Below are 19,476 nucleotides of genomic sequence, written 5' to 3' on the forward strand. Positions count from 1 at the left end.
TTTACATCAGTTCACCTCTATACCTGGTTTTTGAATTATATTGTAATAAAAAAGGAGTATAACAATATGGGTCAGCGGCGACTAGCAACACCGCAAAAAGATGACGCCAATAAGCGTCCGCAGTCAAAGAAAAGCAACAATGCAGTTTTGAATAGCACAACTACTCGTAAGGGTGAAGTTTTCCGAGCTCAGCGACGAACGAGCGAGAATGTTAATCTCAGGGCTTCACAACACTTAATTGATATTCCGGTAAACAAGTCAGTTTACAACGGATACGGCGGCGAGCAATTTAGTGCCAAAATGCAGCCAAAGCCTGTTCGCGGTGGTCAGCCGAAACTTCGGATTATCCCAATTGGTGGCGTGGGCGAAATGGGAATTGGTAAGAATATGAACGCCATCGAATATGATGATGAGATTATCATCGTAGATATGGGCTTTTTGTTCCCGGGCAGTGATTATCCAGGCATTAATTACATCACGCCAGATATTACTTGGCTGGAAGAGAATAAGCATAAAATTAAGGCGCATGTTTTTACGCATGGACACCTTGATCACATTGGCTCGTTCCGTCATTTTATTCATCGTATTCCAGCGCCAGTTTATGGCTCTAAGTTTACGATTGGCATGCTTGATCGAACGATGGACGATTCAGAAGTGGATTTCAAGCCAGATTATCGAGTGATGGATCCGCTGAGTCACGAAATTGTTCAAGTTTCTAAGCATTTTTCAATCGAGTTGGTGCGAGTCAACCACTCAATTCCTGATTCTACGGCGGTGATTATTAGAACTCCGATGGGTGTGATTGTCGATTCTGGTGACTGGCGATTCGAGGAAAGTCCAGTTGATGGTCAGAAGTTTGACCTTGAGCGACTTACGGAAGTGGCTTCAAAAGAAGGCATTTTGATGTTTATGAACGAGTCGACCAACTGTGAATCGGCTGGCACACACACGCACACGGAGTTTGATATTCAGTATTCCATCGGTCAGGTGATGGATAAGTTTAGTAATAGTCGAGTAATTTTAAGTTGTTTCTCATCGCAGGTGCATCGCTTGCAATTAATTTTGGAAGAGGCTCATAAGCACGGACGCAAGGTGGCGTTTGCTGGATTCTCGATGATTCAAAATCTGGAAGTAGCGTTGCGTTCGGGGACAATTAAGATTCCTAAAGACACCATTATGAAGATGGAAGATATTGTTAAATTGCCCGATAACCAAATTGCCGTAGTTTGTACTGGCTCGCAGGGTGAATTTAACGCCGTCTTAAATCGCATGGCGACGGGCGCTCATAAATATATGAAAATTAAGGGTTCGGACGTTGTGGTGTTTAGTTCAAATCCAATTCCTGGCAATGAAAAAAGCGTGGTGCGAACGGTTGATGGTCTGATGCGCGAAGGTTCTGACGTTATTCAGAACGGAAAGACTCACTTGACAGGAATCGGTCCTCTACACTTGTCAGGTCACGGATATTATGACGATCATGTCAAGTTGATCAATGCACTTAACCCAACTTATTACATGCCAATTCACGGTGAATTCCATATGTTGGTGCATAATGCCAGATTGGCGGAAAAGGAATGTGGAATTCCTCGTAAGAATATTTTTGTGTGCGATGCTGGAGATATTATTGAAATTGATATTGAAAGGCAAGCAAAGAAGGCTGGGCGAATTCACGTTGGTGGCGTGATGTATGATGACACTGGCGCGATTGTTTCTGAGGTTGTATTGAAAGATCGCATTCACATGTCGCAAGAGGGAATGTTTGTTGTGGTGCTGACCGTACAGCGTGGCACGGGACGATTATTGACTAGTCCAGACATTATTTCTCGCGGATTTATTTACTTGCGCGATTCTGAAGAGTTGATGAATATGATTCGCCAATACTTGAAGCAAAAAGCGGCACGTAGTTTTTCTGGCAAATATGATTTGGACGTTATCAAAAAAGAAATTAAAGATGAGATTACGCATATATTGTACGATCAGACTCGCCGAACACCGATTGTCATTCCAGTGATAAATGAAGTTGGTGGCTTGAAATCTGTTAAGTCGGCAGCTACGCCAACACATTCTGCCGTGAAATCGCCCGCGCGCGGTAAAAAGCCTGTCTCAGACGAGCCAAAAATGACCCTCCCAACTACGCCACGTCGCCGTTTCCCGCAGCGCCAAGTGCCAGATACTGAAGCAAACGACACAAAAGCCAGAGAACGACAGAATACTCGCCCGTACTAGAGTTCTAGATTGATTTTACTGGTAAATTATGCTATAATACTAAGCGTATTAAGTTGATTTTTACATCTGTTAATAAGTGTAAAATCAGTGTATAATAAAAACGATTATGGCAAAAAAACGAAAGAGCACGAAAAAATCCGCACCAGCCAAGCCGCAGCATAGTTTGCCGGCGGGTTTTTGGTCGCAAGTTGGCGCGGTGATGCTTATTCTTTTGTCTCTACTACTCGTCGTGTCGTGGTTTGGCGTCGGTGGTCCGGTTTTACAATGGATTGATATGGCGACCATAAAAACTATTGGTTACACCGCGTACGCCTTACCGATATTGCTGATTTATTTGGCGGTTGAGACTTTCCGAGCAGAAGAGAATCAGTTGCCTGCAGTGGTGAAATTTGCGGCAATTTTGGAAATTGTGTGGTTTTCTGGATTGTTTGGGTTAATGAAGACGGCTTCGCATCCGAATTCTGGTGGATTTGTGGGCGATATATTGAATATGGCCACACTGAAAATGGTAGATTCGGCAATTGCTGTGATTATTTATCTGGTTTTGGCGTTTATAACGGTTCTATTTATTACTCAAACGTCACCGTTTACGGTTTTCAGTAAACTTTGGGAGATGATTAAGAGCAATACTAAGGAGGACGATAATAATCGTTCTGTTATGAAAAAGGCGTCAATTGCTCAGCCAGCAGAAGAAGAGAAAAAGACCGACTTGGGAGAAATTAAGTTAAATGCTGGTGTACCAATAATTGATACAGCCAAAGAGAAAAAGAGCTTATTAAAGAAAGTAGAGAAGCCAGAAAAGGTCAATGAAGAGCAGGCTTTGGTGGCAACTCGTGATCCGAATTGGGAGGCGCCAAGCTTGGATCTATTAGAGAAGAACGAAAGCGGTGCTGATGCTGGAGATACGCGCCAGAATGCCCAAATAATTCACGATACGCTGGCTGAATTTAATATTGAGGCAGCGATGGGCGATATTAATGTTGGTCCAAAAGTCACGCAATACACTTTAAGACCGCCAAGTGGCGTTAAATTGACGCGAATTACGGCGCTGGAAACTAACATTGCGCTTAATTTGGCGGCACAAAGTTTAAGGATTGAGGCGCCAATTCCTGGTCAGCGAGCGGTTGGTATTGAAGTGCCTAACCGTAAGGCTGCCGAGGTGCGACTGCGAAGTACGTTGTCATCAAAGCAATGGGCTGCTGCTCGTGATCCTTTGAGTTTTGGAATTGGTAAAGATATATCTGGTCAAGTTGTTGTGGGTGAACTGGGAAAGATGCCGCATTTGCTGATTGCTGGACAAACGGGTTCTGGTAAGTCTGTGATGATTAACACCTTGCTTTGTAGTTTGTTGTATCGCAATAGTCCGAGTGATATGAAGTTGATTTTGGTTGACCCGAAGCAAGTCGAAATGGCACCGTACGCCGATATTCCACATCTTCTTGCGCCAGTTATTAATGAACCAGAGAAGACCATTTCAGCTTTGAAGTGGGCGGTGAATGAGATGGAACGACGCTATAAGTTGTTGGCGGGCGAGAAAATCCGTAATATTAAGGAATATAACAAGAGGCTGCAGTCGCGCGCTAAGAAGATTGCAATTGCTGATGAAAATGGCAATGTTCAAGAGCATGAAGATGGATCGATGCCGTATATCGTGATTGTGGTGGACGAGATGTCTGACCTTATGATGATGGCTAAAAAGGATGTTGAGACGTTAATTGTCCGTTTGGCGCAGAAATCGCGAGCAGTTGGCATTCACTTGGTGTTGGCAACGCAGCGTCCTAGCGTGAATGTGATTACTGGTTTGATTAAGGCAAACGTGCCGGCGCGAATTGCCTTTACGGTGGCTAGCCAGGTTGACAGTATAACGATTCTAGACCAATCTGGCGCTGAGAAATTATTGGGTCAGGGAGATATGCTATTTTACGTAACGAGTATGAGCAAGCCAAGACGTATCCAGGGCGCCTGGGTGACAGATGATGAGGTGAATAAAATTGCCGATCATTTGCGTATGCAGATGGCTCCGCAATACAACGATGAAGTGGTGGCTCAGCCAGTTCAATTGGACGGTAAGGGTGGCGTCGTGATGGACTTATCTGAAGGTGGCGATGATAAGTTTAAGGATGCGGTTCGTGTGGTGGTTGAGCGTCGCAAAGCCTCAACGAGTATGCTGCAAACGCGCCTGGGAATTGGTTATCAGCGAGCAGCGCGAATTATTGAAGAGATGGAAGAGCGGGGGATTATTGGTCCGCAGAACGGTTCTAAGCCGCGCGATGTTTTGATTTCTAGTCCAGAAGAGCTTGAGGAGCTGCTGGCGGAATAGCGATTGCTACGATTTATCAGTAGTAAGATTGGCAATATTGGCTGTTTAGTGATATAATAGCAATTGAATATTAACCTAAGCTTACGTGAGACAGCGTAAGCATCCGTAAATGGATTCCAGAGGAGGAAACATGAACGAATACGAACTAACTGTTCTTATTCACCCGGATTTAGAGGCTAATCTAGATTCAGCGTTGGATAAGGTACGTGGTTTGATCACTGCTAACGGTGGTGAAATTACCAAAGAAGATAACTGGGGCAAGAAAAAATTGGCCTACACAATCAAGCGTGAGGACTTTGCAGTTTACGTTTGTTTTGAGGTTAAATTGCCAGCGCCAGCTTTATTGAAAATTTCAAACACACTTAATATTACTGACGAAGTTTTGCGCTACCTATTGGTAAAAACTGATGAAAAAACTCGTCAAGCATTAAGCGAGCAAAAAGCGCGCAACGAAGAATCTGATTCAAGCGAATCAAGTAAATAAGCCTAACTGCCGTAAGGTAAAAGAGGGGATAGAATATGGCACGAAGTATCAATCAAGTGATTTTGTTGGGTAGATTGACACGCGATCCAGAACAGCGAACAACCGCTTCTGGCAAGAATGTAGTTAGTTTCAGCATTGCTGTTGATCGACAATCTCAAGACGATCAGGCTGACTTTTTCAATATCACAGCTTGGGATAAACTTGGTGATTTGGTAATGCAATATCTAAGCAAGGGTCGTCGGGTTTTGATCCAAGGACGACTGCGACAGGATAGCTGGGAAGATAAGGATACTGGTAAAAGGCAGAGTCGAATTGAAGTTACTGCTTCGGACGTAACGTTCTTAGACGGTCCAAATGGCGACAATTCGGGTTCTGCAGCACCAAAGACTACTAAAAAAGAGGAAGTCGTAACGGAAATTGACGATAAGCCAATTGACCTAAGCGAAATTCCATTCTAATAAGGAGATTAAAATGGCACAATTGAAGAAAAATCCACCGATCATTTTTGACTATAAAGATGTAAAAACTTTGCAACGTTACATCAATGTTTACGGTCAAATTGAGCCAATCAGCAAGACTGGTTTGAGCGAAAAGCAACAGCGAAGCTTGGCAGTAGCAATTAAGCGTGCTCGCCACTTGGCTTTGTTGCCATTTGTTACTAGCAACTAGGAACGTTTAATGCGCAATATCTCGTTGCTATGATATATTTGGCAGCGAGATATTTTATTGGAAAGGAGAAAATATGTATCAGCCAACTGATTTGAAAAAAGGCGTAGTTTGTCAAATTGACGGCAAGCCATATCGCGTCGTAGAATACGGCCAAAAAGTTATGGGTCGTGGCGGTTCGATTGTTAACGTGAAATTGAAAAACCTAATTGACGGAAGTGTTATCCCAAAGACTTTCAAGGGTCAAGAGCGAATCGAAGCTGCGGAAGTAAATAATAAAACTGCGCAATATTTGTATAACGACGGCGACAAGTTCTATTTCATGGACCCGACTAGCTTTGAGCAATTTGAGCTGGCTGCGGAAATCGTGGATGATGCCAGTAAATACCTGAAAGAAGGCGATGAATTAAGCCTTCAATTCTTCGACGGTCGAGTGATTAACGTTGAGCTACCAAAGAATAAATATCTGGAAGTTACCTACACGGAAGATGTGGTTAAGGGCGATACGACTTCATCTGTGCTAAAAGACGCTACTTTGGAGACGGGGCTAGTTGTCAAAGTTCCAGCATTTATCAAGCAGGGCGATATTATTAGCGTTGACACATCCACTGGTGAATATCGCGAGCGAAAGAAATAGTTCTACTTAATGAAACAGCGATTAGATAAAGCTCTGGTCGAGCGTGGTTTGGCGACAACAAGATCTCAGGCGGATAATTTTATTCGCCTGGGCTATGTTTTTTTGAATAAGAAAATTGTCCAAAAATCAGGAACTATGGTGTCTGATTCGGACGAGATAAAGCTCGAGAAGAAAGAAACTTATGTTTCGCGAGCTGGCTTAAAACTGGCAAGCGTGGCGGAGTATTTTCATCTTAATTTTCAGGATAAAACCGTTCTGGATATTGGTTCGAGTACGGGCGGATTTACTGACTATTCATTGCGTCACGGCGCCAAAAAGGTATTTGCTGTTGACGTTGGAACGGAGCAGCTCCATCCGAGTTTGAGACCGAATCCAAAAATTATTCTCCACGAAAAGACCGATATTCGTGATTTTTATGCAGATGAAGCAATTGATATTATCGTGGGCGATGTGTCGTTTATATCTCTGAGGGAAATTTTGCCGCACGTGGCAGAAAATTTGATGAACACGAATACGATATTAATTGCTATGGTGAAGCCTCAATTTGAGGCGGGGCGGCATCAGGTTAATAAAGGAATTATTAAAAACGATAAAGTTCGCCGGCAGATTTTGTCCGATTTTGAAGATTGGGCGAAAAAGTATTTTGTTATCTTAGATAAAAAAGATAGTGAAGTGGCTGGCAGTAAGGGTAATCTCGAGCGATTTTACAAATTGAAATTAGCTAAACGTTAAACCTAAATTCAACGACATCATTTGGCTGCATGACGTAGGTTTTTCCTTCGGTGCGAATTTTGCCGTTTTCACGAGCCTTAACTTCCGATCCTGCTGCGACTAAATCGTTAAAATCAACAATTTGTGCAGCAATAAATCCGCGCTCAAAATCCGAGTGAATAACGCCCGCGGCTTGCGGTGCAGTCCAGCCCTTGTGAATTGTCCAAGCTCGGACTTCTTTTTCGCCCGCAGTTAAGTAGCTTTGTAGTCCGAGCGTATCGTAGGCCGCATGAATAAGTTTAGCGAGTCCAGTTTCCTTGACGCCGTAGCTTTCTAATAACTCTTTGGCATCATTTTCAGATAAGCCCTTCAACTCTTCTTCCAGTTTTGCGCAGACAAAGACGGTTTTTGCGGGACTTACGAGTTCGGTCAATTGACTCTGTAGATCGGAATTGTTCAATCCTTCTTCGTCAACGTTGAATGCGTAAATAACGGGTTTGGTGGTAAGAAGGTGAAGGTCGGAAATTGCCTCAAAATCCACATCTGACAGGGCGGAAATTGGTACGCCTTTTTGTAAATTGTCGATTAAAGATTGCAGATATTCAACTTTTTGACGAGCTTTTGGGTTTGCTTTGGCTTCTTTTTGGAGCTGAGGCAGGCGTTTTTCAAGAGTTTGTAGATCGGCCAGAATAAGCTCGGTATTTATAACTTCAATGTCTTTCTTAGGGTCAATTGGCGCTTCATCGTGGCGCAAAATTTTTGAATTTTCGAACGCACGGACAACGTGAACAATCGCGTCGCACTCTCTGATATTGTGTAGAAATTTATTGCCCAAACCTTCACCTTTAGACGCGCCAGCAACCAGCCCAGCGATATCGACGAAAGTGACGGTGGCTGGAATAATTTTTTGCGCGTGATAAAGATCGGCCAAAATTTGCAGACGATCATCTGGCACGGGAACAATTCCTGTGTTCGGCTCAATTGTCGCAAACGGATAATTAGCCGCCAAAATGTCGTTATTTGTTAAAGCGTTAAAAAGTGTCGACTTGCCGACATTTGGTAAACCAACGATTCCAATAGATAAACTCATATATTTATTATATCATCTGCGGAATCTTTGATATAATTATAAGCATGAGAAGAAAATACTCATTGCCTAAGGTGGGCATGCTGGCAATAGTAGTGGCTTTGGCTATTTCGGTAACGGCTTTTTTTATCTATACATATGCGGCGCCAAGCTCGCCAAATTGGACGATAACTGGTAAATCCTGGGTTACGAAACATTTTAATCGGTCAGACACTAACAACTATGGATCTGGTTGGGTGGCTGCACCAGGTAGATTAAAAGACGTAAAGCCGGGAGATACGGTTGATTGGTGGCATAGTCTTTTTGTCAGCGGCGGGCCTACTGACAATGTCGTGACTGGAGTTCAGCAAGATGTGTTCGATTTAAGCTCAAATCAGCCGATGGATAATGATATCAGTCTGAACGATAGGGGGGCTTGGCATAATGAAGATCCTCGATGGTTTAACGTTATGACGGATTGGAAGGATTATGCTTGGAAGCGAATGAACAATCCAGAGGGAGTGGATTATCGCACTACCTCTATGGAGGCGTTGAACGGAAAATCTAGATTAGAGGATGTTCGTGGTCCGCTTGGAAAAAATAAATTTATGTTTACGCGAGTCATTAAAAGAGAGGATATGGGTAAGCGTATCTGTCAGCGAATCTATTGGAGCAAGCGCAATTCTTTGCCGGTTTCGGGATGGGGCTATTCGCAGTATGCATGCGTAGAGGTTCCATATGATTATGACGTGGAGCCTTCGGTCAGTGTTAACTCGGATTACATTGACGCAGAAAATGTCACGAAAATTGAGGGAATAAATGCTGGGTTGAATAATAAGGGCACGTCAAAAACTCAAAATTCTTCATATGCACTTGCTCGGTTTGTTGTCAGAGGGGCTGAAGTATCGGGGCTTGCGGGCAAGAGCGATGTGGTTTCGTTGCCTGGGGGTACTGCTGATAATGATTGGCCGTGTGCAATCGTGCGACTGATTAAAGGACAATATAAAGATAGCTTAAATATTGATAGTGGCGCGTGTGGAAAAATTGTTCAAAACACTGGCAGTCAATTAAACACCGGTCAGACTCCAGTGGCTACAAATCAGATAGATAATTTGGATAGGGTTAAGCTAAGCGCTAACGACAGTCTATGTTATGTAGTTATGGCAAGTAATTACAACGGTTCGGCGCCTTCGACGGATTTTAAATACGCAGTTAAGTGTATCAGATCCTCGAAAAGACCGAAAGTACAGGTTTGGGGTGGCGACATTAAGACCGATAAAGAGGTTATTACTAGCAAGACATCAAACAGCGTGAACGTTCCTGATGAGAATCTTAGTCGTATTGAGTTAGATAAGACTTCTATACGGTCAAGGGGGCTGTGGGGTACAGGTTTAGATAGAAATGGTAATAAAATTGGAGGTAATGTTCATTTTAGTCCTGGCGAATACGGCTTTAAGGGGGGCAACGACGCTGATCTGCACTGGTCTATAGTTTGTGCTGAGGATCAGTATGGCGGTAATGGAAATCAGAGGGCTTACGATAAGAGCGGTAATGTGGCTGATTTACCTAGTTGTCATGGCGATGCAACCAACTTAAAAGACGACTATCAAGCCAGAACAGTCGTAACGACACAGTGGCGCAATCCCGGTCGGGGTGATATGCTGCAAGATGGTTATATTACATGTACGCCCGATTCTATGTATCGCGATATAGTTGGTGACGCATCGCTCGTCTATAATCCTGATTATTGCAAGAGGGGTGTTTGGAGAACGTCTGACTCTGCGGAGTGGATTAGTATAAATAGTTTTGGTCGGCATACGCATTCTAATAGTAAACCAGATCCAGCGAATCTAAACTGTCGGGATGATTCTCGCCCTATAGCAGAAGTTATCTCGTGCTCGAATACGTATGTCTTTAGATTGAAGGGTATTAATTTAGAAGAGCTAAAAGATGCTAAGAAGCTGGAGATTGGTTTTAGTGGAGCTGTAGATAACTATGTTCGAGTGAAAATTAATGGCCATGAAATGAAGGTGTTGGGCAATGAAAACGGCGCAAGACCTGAGGGGACTCAGTATTCTGGTTGGGGTTTTCCGGGCTATGCTGGAAATTCTCGATTTACTGCCGAGACGCAGCCAGGTACTGTTTTATATAAGGATAATAACTTCATCGATATTTATGTAAAATCTAATCCGTCACATATGGGTCTGCTGATCGAGGATATATCATTGGCTTATAAGATGGCCTATACGAATCAGAATGTGTACGGTTCTTGGGGTGAATATGGAATTATTGCTAATGGTAAGGCGGATTCGGCTTCGGGGGCTGGATTGTCATCGTCGTTTAATGGTCGCTCGGGAGTGACTCCACGTGACTATAATAAGCTAACTTTTGCCAATATTCCAAAATACGGTAATTTCAGTAGCACCAGTTCAGTTCCAGATAATTTTACCTTACCGTCGGTTGGCGGGACGAGAGGTAGTATCTCTGGCAATGTAGATGTGAATAGTCTAGCTTCGGGTGAATATAACGCTGGAAACGTAACCTTAACGGGGTCAAAATTAAGCGTAGGCAAGAGTATAGTCATAAAGTCCTCGGGCGTAGTTAGGATTTCGGGCGATTTGCTATATACAGACACGAATGATGTGCGCCAATTGCCACAACTAATTATCTACGCGAAGAATATTATTATAGAGCCTTCGGTTGGTGAAGTGAATGCTTGGTTGATTACTCAGAAGGATGGATATGTTAGTACTTGTGGTGTGGTAATTAGCTTCGGAGATTGGCTAAGTGGAGTTTCTGAATCTTCTTGCGGTAAGAAGCAACTGAAGGTTAACGGACCAATTAAAACTGGACGCTTGTTCTTGCGACGAACGTACGGCGGAAAACATGCTTCATCTGCAAAGAATGATCCGAATATGCATCCTGGAACTCCAGCAGAAATCATCAATTTGAGGGCTGACACTTATATTTGGGCTTACAATAATTATCGAAACACTGGCGCGATTAGCACGATGAATGTTCGCGAATTGCCGCCAAGATATTAAAAGTTTGCAAATTAAAACGCTAATGTATATAATTATTATTAGTTATGAAATTAGCAAAAGGGTTGGGCGAATTCTTCGGACTGGACATCGATACGAATGCGGTGCGGGTGGTTCAATTGTCTCGTACTGGCGCGGGATGGAGTTTGTCTCATTACGGTTATACGCCAGTTGATTCTAAAATAACGAGCGGCGATTCTCCAGAGTCTAAGCGACGCTTGGGTGAGGCTATTATGACCGCCGTTGGTCAGGCTGGGATTAAGGCATCCAATGTAGCTGTCGGTTTGCCGTCAAATAAGACATTCTCGACTATTATCGATGTGCCGAAAGTTCCTGAGCAGGAATTGAAGGCAATGATGAAATATCAAATTGACCAATATATTCCAATGTCTTTGGATGAGGCAGAAGTTGACTGGGCTTTATTGGGTGATAGTTTGCATGCTCAGAATCAGTATGAGATTTTGCTGACAAGTACAGCGAAGTCTTATGCGGAAGAGCGTCTGGAATTAGTTGAAAATCTTGGCTTCAATGTGATTGCCGAAGAACCGAACGCTATTGCTATGGTTCGTTCCTTGTCAGCTACCGATTCTCAGGATGCGCGTTTAATTATCAATATGGGCGAAAATTCAACGGATTTGGCGGTTGTTTATAACGGAGCGCCGCGACTTATCCGTATGATTCCGACCGGGCTTTCATCTTTGGTTCGATCGGCGGTTCAGAATCTCAGTGTCCAGGAAGATCAAGCGCGTCAATTTATTTTGAAATTTGGTTTGGCACCGGATAAATTAGATGGTCAAGTACTAAGGGCAATTGATTCAACTCTCGATAATTTTTCTTCAGAGCTAGTAAAATCTATAAAGTTTTTCCAAACTCGATATCCAAGCGTAGCAGTTTCTGGAATCCTATTATCAGGATTTGGCTCAGCTATTCCACAGCTTGATGGATATGTGATGAATAAAACTGGAGTCCAGTCAATTACCGCAGATCCGTGGCAACGTGTTCAAGTTTCTCAGTCGGATCAACAGCAATTGGCGCCGATTGCTTCAGAATTCGCTATTGCTGTAGGGTTGGCACAAAGGAGTAATATATCATGATTGAGATAAATCTTCTCCCAAACGTTAAGCGCGAGCTATTGAAGACTCGGGCTATGCGCAATCGGGTTATTTCGATATCGTTCTTAGTGGGCGGTGCTTCGATTGCGGCGGTAGTTGTTTTGGCATTGATTTTGGGTAGCCAAATTGCAGCCGAGGCGGTCCAGAACGGAGTTATCAAAGATAGAAACGACAAATTGATGGCGGTCGAAGATCTCAATAAGGTTGTAACGATTCAACATCAATTAACAAAGATCAATGAGCAGCATTCTGGAAAGAAGCTTAATTCAAGGATTTTTGATGTTGTAACGGCGGTTAATCCGGTTGCGCCAAATAATGTTAGTTTTTCGGATATAAAAGTCAATCCTGAGTCAAAAACTATTACTCTGGAGGGTAGTGCGGTTAATGGCTATAGTGCGTTAGAGACCTTAAAGAAAACTATCTTGAATACGAAGATCCAAACCACTGACGGCGATAAAAGTTCCGAGGTTAGCCTGACCAAGGAGATAAAAGATGGCGATACTAGTTTTGGGGAGAACTCAGAAGGTAAAAAAGTGTTGCAATTCTCATTCTCGTTTGAATATGCGGAAGAATTATTAGCACCTGCAAATAACGGCACAGTTTCCGTATTGACGCCGACTGGCAAGGTTGATGTGACGGACTCACGTCAGGGAATTCCGGATAGCTTGTTTAAGAGTAACTCGAAAAAACAGGAGAAGAAATAATGGCGACCGATAATAAAGAAGTTGCAATACGCAAGCGTCAACAGATTGATTCGTCAAAAAAGACTATGTTTATTTTTGTGGCTTCTGCGGCATTTTTGGCTGGAATTGCGCTTGTTGTGAGTATATTTTTGGTGCAGCAAATTGTATTTCATTCGAAGATTCTTTTGGAGAAGCAAAATACGATTTCTCGCTTAGATAAAAACCTGTCATCAGTTGATGAGTTGAAGAAGAATATCCGAGTTTTAGACACGAATACTGCTCTTAACTCTATAAAATCAAGCAGCGAAAGCAATGCTCTTCAGACAGTACTGGATGCATTGCCAGATAATGCGAACGCCGACGCTCTTGGTGCTTCATTGAAGAACAAGTTTATCGACACGACTACTGGTGTGACTATTCAAAATCTGACCGTTGCTCAATCTGGATCTGATAGTGAAAGCTCTGAGTCAACGTCTGAAAATGCCATATCATTTACTATGGAAGTGAGCGGTCCAGCTGAAAAATTGAAAGAATTGTTAACTAAGTTAGAGGCGTCTATTCGAGTCATTGACCTAAAGACTGTGGAAATCCAGCGAAATGAGGATAGATTGAGCTTGGTGGTTCGAGGTGTTGCTTATTACGAGCCAGCACAAACAATACAATTAGAGAATAAGGTGGTTAAGCCATGAAGAAAACAGATATAGCAATGGTAGTATTGATCGCGGGTGTGGGTGTGGCAATCGGCTATATTGTCGCCTCTAATATCTCGTTCTTAAAAGTCCCAGAATCTGGCACAAAAGTACAGACTATTCGAGAAATATCACCTGACGTCGAAAAGCCAAACCCAGCGATTTTTAATAATAATGCGATAAATCCAACTGTTGAAATATTCGTAGGTCAAGATGCAGCCAAATAGAGAAGGGGTGTAAATGGCTTTACTGACGGACGACATCCAAGATAAGTTGATCGAGCTGCTCGTAAACGAGGGGCTTATTGAGAAGTCTGTCATTGATGATGCCTTAAAACGTGCCTCTGAGAGTGGCAAGCCTCTGTTTAGTTTGCTTAGTGAAGAGGGGTTGCTTGACAATGAACTATTAGTTCATGGCGTGGCTCAAGTTTCGGGCGTGCCGTATGTCAATCTGTCGAATAGCGTTATTAGTCAGGATATTTTATCTCTATTACCGTCCGACGTTGCTGAGAGATTTATGGCTGTGCCACTGGCCGAGGTTCAAAACCGACTAGCAGTAGCGATGATCGACGCGAATAACGTTCAAGCGGTGGACTATTTGTCGAATCGTATCCAACGCCCGATAAAAGTATTCATGGCTTCAGAAGAGAGCGTCCGTCATGTCTTGGATCAATATAAGACTGACTTGTCATCTGTTAATGTGGCTGCACAGGCTTCGCAGGAAGAGTCTTTGTCGGAAGCTGGCAATATCAAAACAATTGTTCAAGATTCGCCGATATCGCGAGCGTTGTCGACAATTTTGGAATACGCGGTAAAGAGTCACGCGTCCGACGTGCATATTGAACCATTAGAGAAGGCTTTGAAGATTCGTTGTCGTGTTGACGGTGTTTTGCGTGAGATTATGCAGCTTCCAAAGAGTATTGAGCCGGCATTGGTTAGCCGCATTAAGATTCTTTCCAATCTGAAAATTGACGAGCATCGCATTCCTCAGGACGGTCAATTTGCGGTCAACGTCGCAGGCAAAGAAGTTGACCTTCGTATTGCTATCTCTCCTGTCGTTTGGGGTGAACAGGTAGTTATTCGTCTGCTTGATAAGAGTGGAAGCTCTTTCAATTTGGAAGATATGGGCTATGCCGGGCGCGCATTAAGAACGATTCGTAAGGGAATTAAGCGACCAAATGGAATGATTCTGACATCGGGGCCAACTGGTTCTGGTAAGTCAACGAGTTTGTACGCGTTGATCAAGGAGATTAAAGATGACACCGTGAATATTGTGACGCTTGAGGATCCGGTTGAATATAAGATGGATGGCGTCAATCAGATTCAGGTGAATGCGGAAGTTGGCTTGACCTTTGCTTCTGGACTGCGCTCAATTTTGCGTCAAGACCCAGACATTGTGATGGTTGGTGAGATTCGCGATAATGAAACAGCAAATTTGGCTATTCAGGCAGCCTTAACGGGACACTTGGTTTTCTCGACACTTCACACTAATTCCGCTGCTGGCGTGTTGCCACGTTTGTTGGATATGGGAATCGAGCCGTTTCTTATTGCCAGTACGGTTAACACAATCATCGGTCAGCGTTTGGTGAGGCGAGTGGCGCGTCGTCGGGATATTTATCAATCGTCACCACTGGAAACGCAGGCAATTCGCGAGGCGGTTGGTGGATTATTGCCACAAACGAGGGAGCAGGTTGCTCAATACGCGCAAGACCTGGGATATGAAAGCTTGCCACTAGCGACGCAGGCGTCGTTTGCCTTGGCAAAAGGAAAAGATACGCCGCAAACTCCTCGCGGTTATGCTGGTCGAGCTGGTTTGTATGAGGTCATGGATATTACTGAAGAGATTCAGAATTTGATTGTTAAGCGTGCAACTTCAGCGGAAATTCAGCGAATGGCAATTCAACAGGGTATGATTACGATGCGTCAAGATGGTTATCTGAAGGCGTTGAACGGAATAACGACAATAGAAGAAGTTAATAGAGTAGCGGCGGATACCGCGTAAAAGGAGGAAACATGAATAATCAAGAATTGCGAATTGAGATTTTGCTGGAAGAAGTCGTTAAGAAGCGAGCTTCAGACCTTCATATTCAAGTTGGTTTGCCGCCAATGCTACGAATTGATGGTGCGCTTATGCCGATCGCCGGAACTCAGCCATTGGACGAGCCTGCAGTTGAGAGATTGGTATTTCAGATTCTTGATGAAGATCAGCGACAGATTTTGCTAAAAGATAAGGAATTCGACTTTTCGTTTGCGTTTGGTACATTGGGGCGATTCCGAGTTAACGCCTTCCATGAGCGTGGCAATTTGGCTGCAGCCCTACGTTTGATTCCAAATGAAATTAAGTCGGCGTCTGAACTGGGTATGCCACCGGTTGTTAATACGTTTGCGGATTTTCCTCGCGGTTTGGTGTTGGTTACTGGTCCAACTGGTTCCGGTAAGTCAACAACTTTGGCGGCGCTGGTTGATAAGATCAATTCTGAACGTTCACAGCATATTATCACCATTGAAGACCCTATCGAGTTTACTCACAAGTCGAAAAAATCAGTGGTAGTTCAGCGTGAAGTTCATTACGACACCTATTCATTCTCTGCAGCTTTGCGTTCGAGTCTTCGCCAAGACCCAGACGTTGTGTTGATTGGTGAGATGCGCGACCTTGAAACGATTTCGGCAGCGATTACAATTGCTGAAACTGGACACTTGGTGTTTGCGACGCTACACACAAACTCTGCCGCACAATCAATTGACCGTATGATTGACGTGTTCCCACCGCACCAGCAACCGCAAATTCGTGCTCAGCTCAGTAATATTTTGATGGCAATTTGTTCGCAGCGACTAGTGCCAGCTATTGGTGGTGGGCGAGTCGTGGCGGCAGAGGTTTTGATTGCTAATCCAGCGGTGCGCAACATTATCCGCGAAGGTAAATCTCACCAATTGGATGCCGTGATTCAGACTGGTGCTGATCAGGGAATGCAGACGATGGATCGAACTTTGGTCAATTTGGTGCAGAATGGTACGATTACGTATGATAGCGCTCGTGAATTTGCTGTCGATTTGACGGAATTTGAGAGGTTGATGAGGGGGTAATAAATGAAAAAGTACGATTACGAAGCCAGGGATAGCGCAAGTAACAAAATCGTTAAATCAGTTGTTCAGGCTGATAGTGAAAACGCTGCCGCAAAACTCTTGACGGCTCAGGGCTTTGTGCCGTTAAAAATTGAATTACAAGACGATAAAACAAATTTCTTTGCGAGGTTTTCTGGTAGAATCACCACTAAGGATAGGGTTGTGTTTACTCGTCAGCTAGCAACTCTTATTGGAGCTGGGCTACCTTTGGCGCAAAGTCTTCGAACGGTTCAGGAGCAGACGACGAATAAGCGCATGCAGGAAATAGTCCAGGAAATTATCTCTGATGTTGAAGGTGGTAAATCCTTGTCTGATTCGTTCGCAAAGCATCCAGAAGCTTTTAATAAAGTTTATGTAGCTTTGATCTCGGCCGGCGAGACGTCAGGTACGATGGATGATTCGCTTAAGAGGTTAGCTGCTCAGCAGGAAAAAGAGGCTGCTATGATGAGTAAAATTAGAGGTGCTATGATGTATCCATCAATTGTCTTGGTAGTGATTATCTTAGTTATCGGATTTATGTTATTCACGGTCGTTCCGCAAGTTGAGGGTCTGTATCGTGACTTAAATAAGGGGTTGCCATTTGTAACTCTTATGATGATTAAAACGGCGAACTTTTTTAGTAGTCTTTGGTGGCTTGTTATATTGGCAATGATTATCGGCGGTTATTTCCTAGCACAATATCTGAAAACTGAACAGGGAATTAGGACTAAAGACACCTTTAAGCTTAATGTCCCAATGTTCAAAGGCATGTTCAGGAAAATGTACATGGCTCGATTTGCCAGGACTGGTCAAGTTCTTCTGAGTACTGGTGTGCCAATGCTTGATATGCTTCGAATTACGTCTGATGCTGTCAATAACGTGATTATTAGCGAAAGCATACTTCGTGCGTCAGATAAGGTGAAGGGTGGTAAGGCGCTCTCAGCTTCTTTATCTAATGAAGATTATTTCCTAGCAATGGTGCCGCAGATGATTAAAATTGGTGAGCAATCGGGTAAGATTGATGAGATGATGGGCAAGACTGCTCAGGTGTACGAAGATGAGCTTGACGAGGAGATTCGCGCCTTGTCGACGGCGATAGAGCCGGTTTTAATGGTCTTTTTGGCTATAGTTGCAGGTACGATGGTCGCGGCTATCTTGCTTCCAATCTATAGCTTGGTTGGCAACATTAATATTCGCTAGACTGACTTATATTTTTAGTGTATTATAAACGTAAGCATTTTTGCGTAAATATAGGTAAACCATAGAAAGGTGGGAAATCTAATGACAAAAAAAGATAATAAAAAAGGATTTACAATCATCGAGGTTGTTCTAGTCTTGGCTATTGCTGGACTTATCTTTGCGATGGTGTTTATCGCATTGCCAGCTTTGCAGCGTAGCCAGCGCGACCAGTCAAGGAAGAACGACGCTTCAACAGTTGCCGCAGCTATTACCAATTGGAATTCAGCTAATCGTAACGGTGGCACGTTTAATGAAGAGTCTCTACGCAAGTATGTCGATAAGCTTGATCAATACGACAAGTCTTCAGAGTTAAAGGTTGCTACACCTGGTGCTTCAATGTCAGTAGCTAGTAACGAAATCAAGGTTATGCGAGGTAAGAAATGTCCTTCTAGCACGCCAGCTCCATCTGCTGACGATCCAGCAAATATAACTTTGCAAAACGGATCTTCACGTAATGCGGCAGTCGTAGTTCTGCTGGAGAACAACGGTTCTCAAAAGCAATTGTATTGCCAGGATGTATAATCCATAGATAAATTACGAATCAGCCTCGGTATGGGGCTGATTTTTTTATGGTTTTTTGTTACCATAAGAAGTATGATTAAGTTTGTACTAGTGGGATTTTTAGGGGCTATTTTAGGCAGTTTCGCCGGAGCGCAAATTTGGCGCTTGCGGGCTCGTCAATTGATGGAAGATAAAAAAGCCGGAGAAAAAGTTGACCAAAAGGAATTAAAGAAATTATCTCCATTGATAAAAAAAATTTCCAAAGATAGATCTCGCTGTCTATCTTGCGGACATGAGCTTAAGTGGTACGATTTGATTCCTGTGGTAAGTTGGGTCGCTGGATTGGGATGGTGCAGATATTGCAAAGCATTTATCGGTTGGACGGAAATCTTGCTAGAACTAGTGATGGCTGGACTGTTCGTTGCATCCGTGGCTTTTTGGCCTGGATCATTGACGGATATCTGGCAAGTCGCGTTGCTGGTTTTGTGGTTGGCAAGTTTGGTGCTATTGGCGATTTTATTTGTTTATGACCTCAGATGGCTACTTCTTCCAGATGTAATTAATATTCCGTTTATCATTCTTGGCGCTATTTTTGCGGGAATAAAAGTATGTCTAGCTGGCGATTTTTCAAAAAGCTTGATGACGTTATTTGGGTCGATTGCGATTCTGAGCGGAATATATATGGTGCTGTATTTATTCTCGAAATATCGTTATGGGGAAGATAAAACTTGGATCGGCTTTGGTGATGTTAAGCTTGGACTTGGATTGGGTTTGTTCTTAGGAAACTGGCTTTTGGCGTTTGCTGCGTTGTTCATCGCGAATCTTATCGGCACGCTTCTTGTCTTGCCATCAATGATGCGAGGAAAATTGCAAGCAACTTCACGGATATGCTTCGGCCCATTGCTTATCGCAGGGTTTTTGCTCGCTTGGTTCTTTAGCCGACAAATTTTAGAGTGGGGCTTTCTTATTGTCTAAGTAAAAAGCGCTTATGCTATAATGG

General features: G+C 43.4%; 18 protein-coding genes. 17 read left to right on the plus strand and 1 reads right to left on the minus strand.

From position 1 onward, the window contains the following. Positions 1 to 66 precede the first annotated feature (66 nt). The 7 genes from LRM46_RS01660 (at position 67) to LRM46_RS01690 (ending at position 7,065) form a co-directional block, all read left to right on the plus strand. Entirely contained in the window at positions 67 to 2,226 is a 2,160-nt protein-coding gene (locus LRM46_RS01660) for a ribonuclease J (RefSeq protein ID WP_243813318.1), read from the plus strand. 106 nt (positions 2,227 to 2,332) lie between these two features. Further along, positions 2,333 to 4,546 (plus strand): FtsK/SpoIIIE family DNA translocase, encoded by a 2,214-nt coding sequence (locus LRM46_RS01665; protein ID WP_243813319.1) that lies wholly within the window; start codon positions 2,333 to 2,335, stop codon positions 4,544 to 4,546. Positions 4,547 to 4,676: 130 nt separating this feature from the next. Further along, positions 4,677 to 5,030, plus strand: a complete 354-nt coding sequence (gene rpsF / locus LRM46_RS01670; protein ID WP_165000188.1) for a 30S ribosomal protein S6 — start codon at positions 4,677 to 4,679, stop codon at positions 5,028 to 5,030. Positions 5,031 to 5,065: 35 nt separating this feature from the next. Further along, entirely contained in the window at positions 5,066 to 5,488 is a 423-nt protein-coding gene (locus LRM46_RS01675) for a single-stranded DNA-binding protein (RefSeq protein ID WP_129632164.1), read from the plus strand. 13 nt (positions 5,489 to 5,501) lie between these two features. After that, entirely contained in the window at positions 5,502 to 5,699 is a 198-nt protein-coding gene (rpsR, locus tag LRM46_RS01680) for a 30S ribosomal protein S18 (RefSeq protein WP_129632167.1), read from the plus strand. Positions 5,700 to 5,772: 73 nt separating this feature from the next. After that, the gene (efp, locus tag LRM46_RS01685) at positions 5,773 to 6,333 is read left to right on the plus strand and encodes an elongation factor P (protein WP_129632170.1); all 561 of its coding nucleotides are present in this window, start codon (positions 5,773 to 5,775) and stop codon (positions 6,331 to 6,333) included. Between the two features lie 9 nt (positions 6,334 to 6,342). Next, positions 6,343 to 7,065, plus strand: a complete 723-nt coding sequence (locus LRM46_RS01690; protein ID WP_243813320.1) for a TlyA family RNA methyltransferase — start codon at positions 6,343 to 6,345, stop codon at positions 7,063 to 7,065. On the opposite strand, the gene ychF is transcribed toward LRM46_RS01690, so the two are convergent. After that, on the minus strand, positions 7,055 to 8,134 hold the full coding sequence (ychF, locus tag LRM46_RS01695) for a redox-regulated ATPase YchF (RefSeq protein ID WP_243813321.1): 1,080 nt from the start codon (positions 8,132 to 8,134) through the stop codon (positions 7,055 to 7,057). The genes LRM46_RS01690 and ychF overlap by 11 nt on opposite strands. Positions 8,135 to 8,178: 44 nt before the next feature. Between ychF and LRM46_RS01700 the strand changes: the two genes are divergently transcribed. The 10 genes from LRM46_RS01700 to LRM46_RS01745 all read left to right on the plus strand — a co-directional run bounded on the left by LRM46_RS01700 (position 8,179) and on the right by LRM46_RS01745 (position 19,451). Then, positions 8,179 to 11,154, plus strand: coding sequence for a hypothetical protein (locus LRM46_RS01700; RefSeq protein WP_243813322.1), 2,976 nt, complete (start codon positions 8,179 to 8,181; stop codon positions 11,152 to 11,154). Between the two features lie 44 nt (positions 11,155 to 11,198). After that, positions 11,199 to 12,245 carry a type IV pilus assembly protein PilM gene (pilM, locus tag LRM46_RS01705; RefSeq protein WP_243813323.1) on the plus strand — a complete coding sequence of 349 codons (1,047 nt, stop codon included), beginning with the start codon at positions 11,199 to 11,201 and terminating at the stop codon, positions 12,243 to 12,245. Next, complete coding sequence (locus LRM46_RS01710; protein ID WP_129637147.1) at positions 12,242 to 12,967, plus strand: PilN domain-containing protein; 726 nt, start codon at positions 12,242 to 12,244, stop codon at positions 12,965 to 12,967. Before pilM ends, LRM46_RS01710 begins: the two co-directional genes overlap by 4 nt. After that, a complete protein-coding gene (locus LRM46_RS01715; RefSeq protein WP_129634928.1) occupies positions 12,967 to 13,635 on the plus strand; it encodes a hypothetical protein in 669 nt (222 codons plus the stop codon). The genes LRM46_RS01710 and LRM46_RS01715 overlap by 1 nt, the downstream gene beginning before the upstream one ends. Beyond that, on the plus strand, positions 13,632 to 13,862 hold the full coding sequence (locus LRM46_RS01720) for a hypothetical protein (protein WP_129637149.1): 231 nt from the start codon (positions 13,632 to 13,634) through the stop codon (positions 13,860 to 13,862). The genes LRM46_RS01715 and LRM46_RS01720 overlap by 4 nt, the downstream gene beginning before the upstream one ends. 13 nt (positions 13,863 to 13,875) lie before the next feature. Beyond that, positions 13,876 to 15,636 (plus strand): GspE/PulE family protein, encoded by a 1,761-nt coding sequence (locus LRM46_RS01725; protein ID WP_129634924.1) that lies wholly within the window; start codon positions 13,876 to 13,878, stop codon positions 15,634 to 15,636. A gap of 11 nt (positions 15,637 to 15,647) precedes the next feature. Then, complete coding sequence (locus LRM46_RS01730) at positions 15,648 to 16,718, plus strand: type IV pilus twitching motility protein PilT (RefSeq protein ID WP_243813324.1); 1,071 nt, start codon at positions 15,648 to 15,650, stop codon at positions 16,716 to 16,718. Between the two features lie 3 nt (positions 16,719 to 16,721). Continuing rightward, entirely contained in the window at positions 16,722 to 17,936 is a 1,215-nt protein-coding gene (locus tag LRM46_RS01735) for a type II secretion system F family protein (RefSeq protein ID WP_129744290.1), read from the plus strand. An 81-nt stretch (positions 17,937 to 18,017) separates the two neighbouring features. Further along, positions 18,018 to 18,497 carry a type II secretion system protein gene (locus tag LRM46_RS01740; protein ID WP_129632204.1) on the plus strand — a complete coding sequence of 160 codons (480 nt, stop codon included), beginning with the start codon at positions 18,018 to 18,020 and terminating at the stop codon, positions 18,495 to 18,497. A 72-nt stretch (positions 18,498 to 18,569) separates the two neighbouring features. Then, on the plus strand, positions 18,570 to 19,451 hold the full coding sequence (locus tag LRM46_RS01745; RefSeq protein WP_243813325.1) for a prepilin peptidase: 882 nt from the start codon (positions 18,570 to 18,572) through the stop codon (positions 19,449 to 19,451). Positions 19,452 to 19,476 lie beyond the last annotated feature (25 nt).

The organism is Candidatus Nanosynbacter sp. HMT-352, assembly GCF_022819345.1.
Lineage (GTDB): Bacteria > Patescibacteriota > Saccharimonadia > Saccharimonadales > Saccharimonadaceae > Nanosynbacter.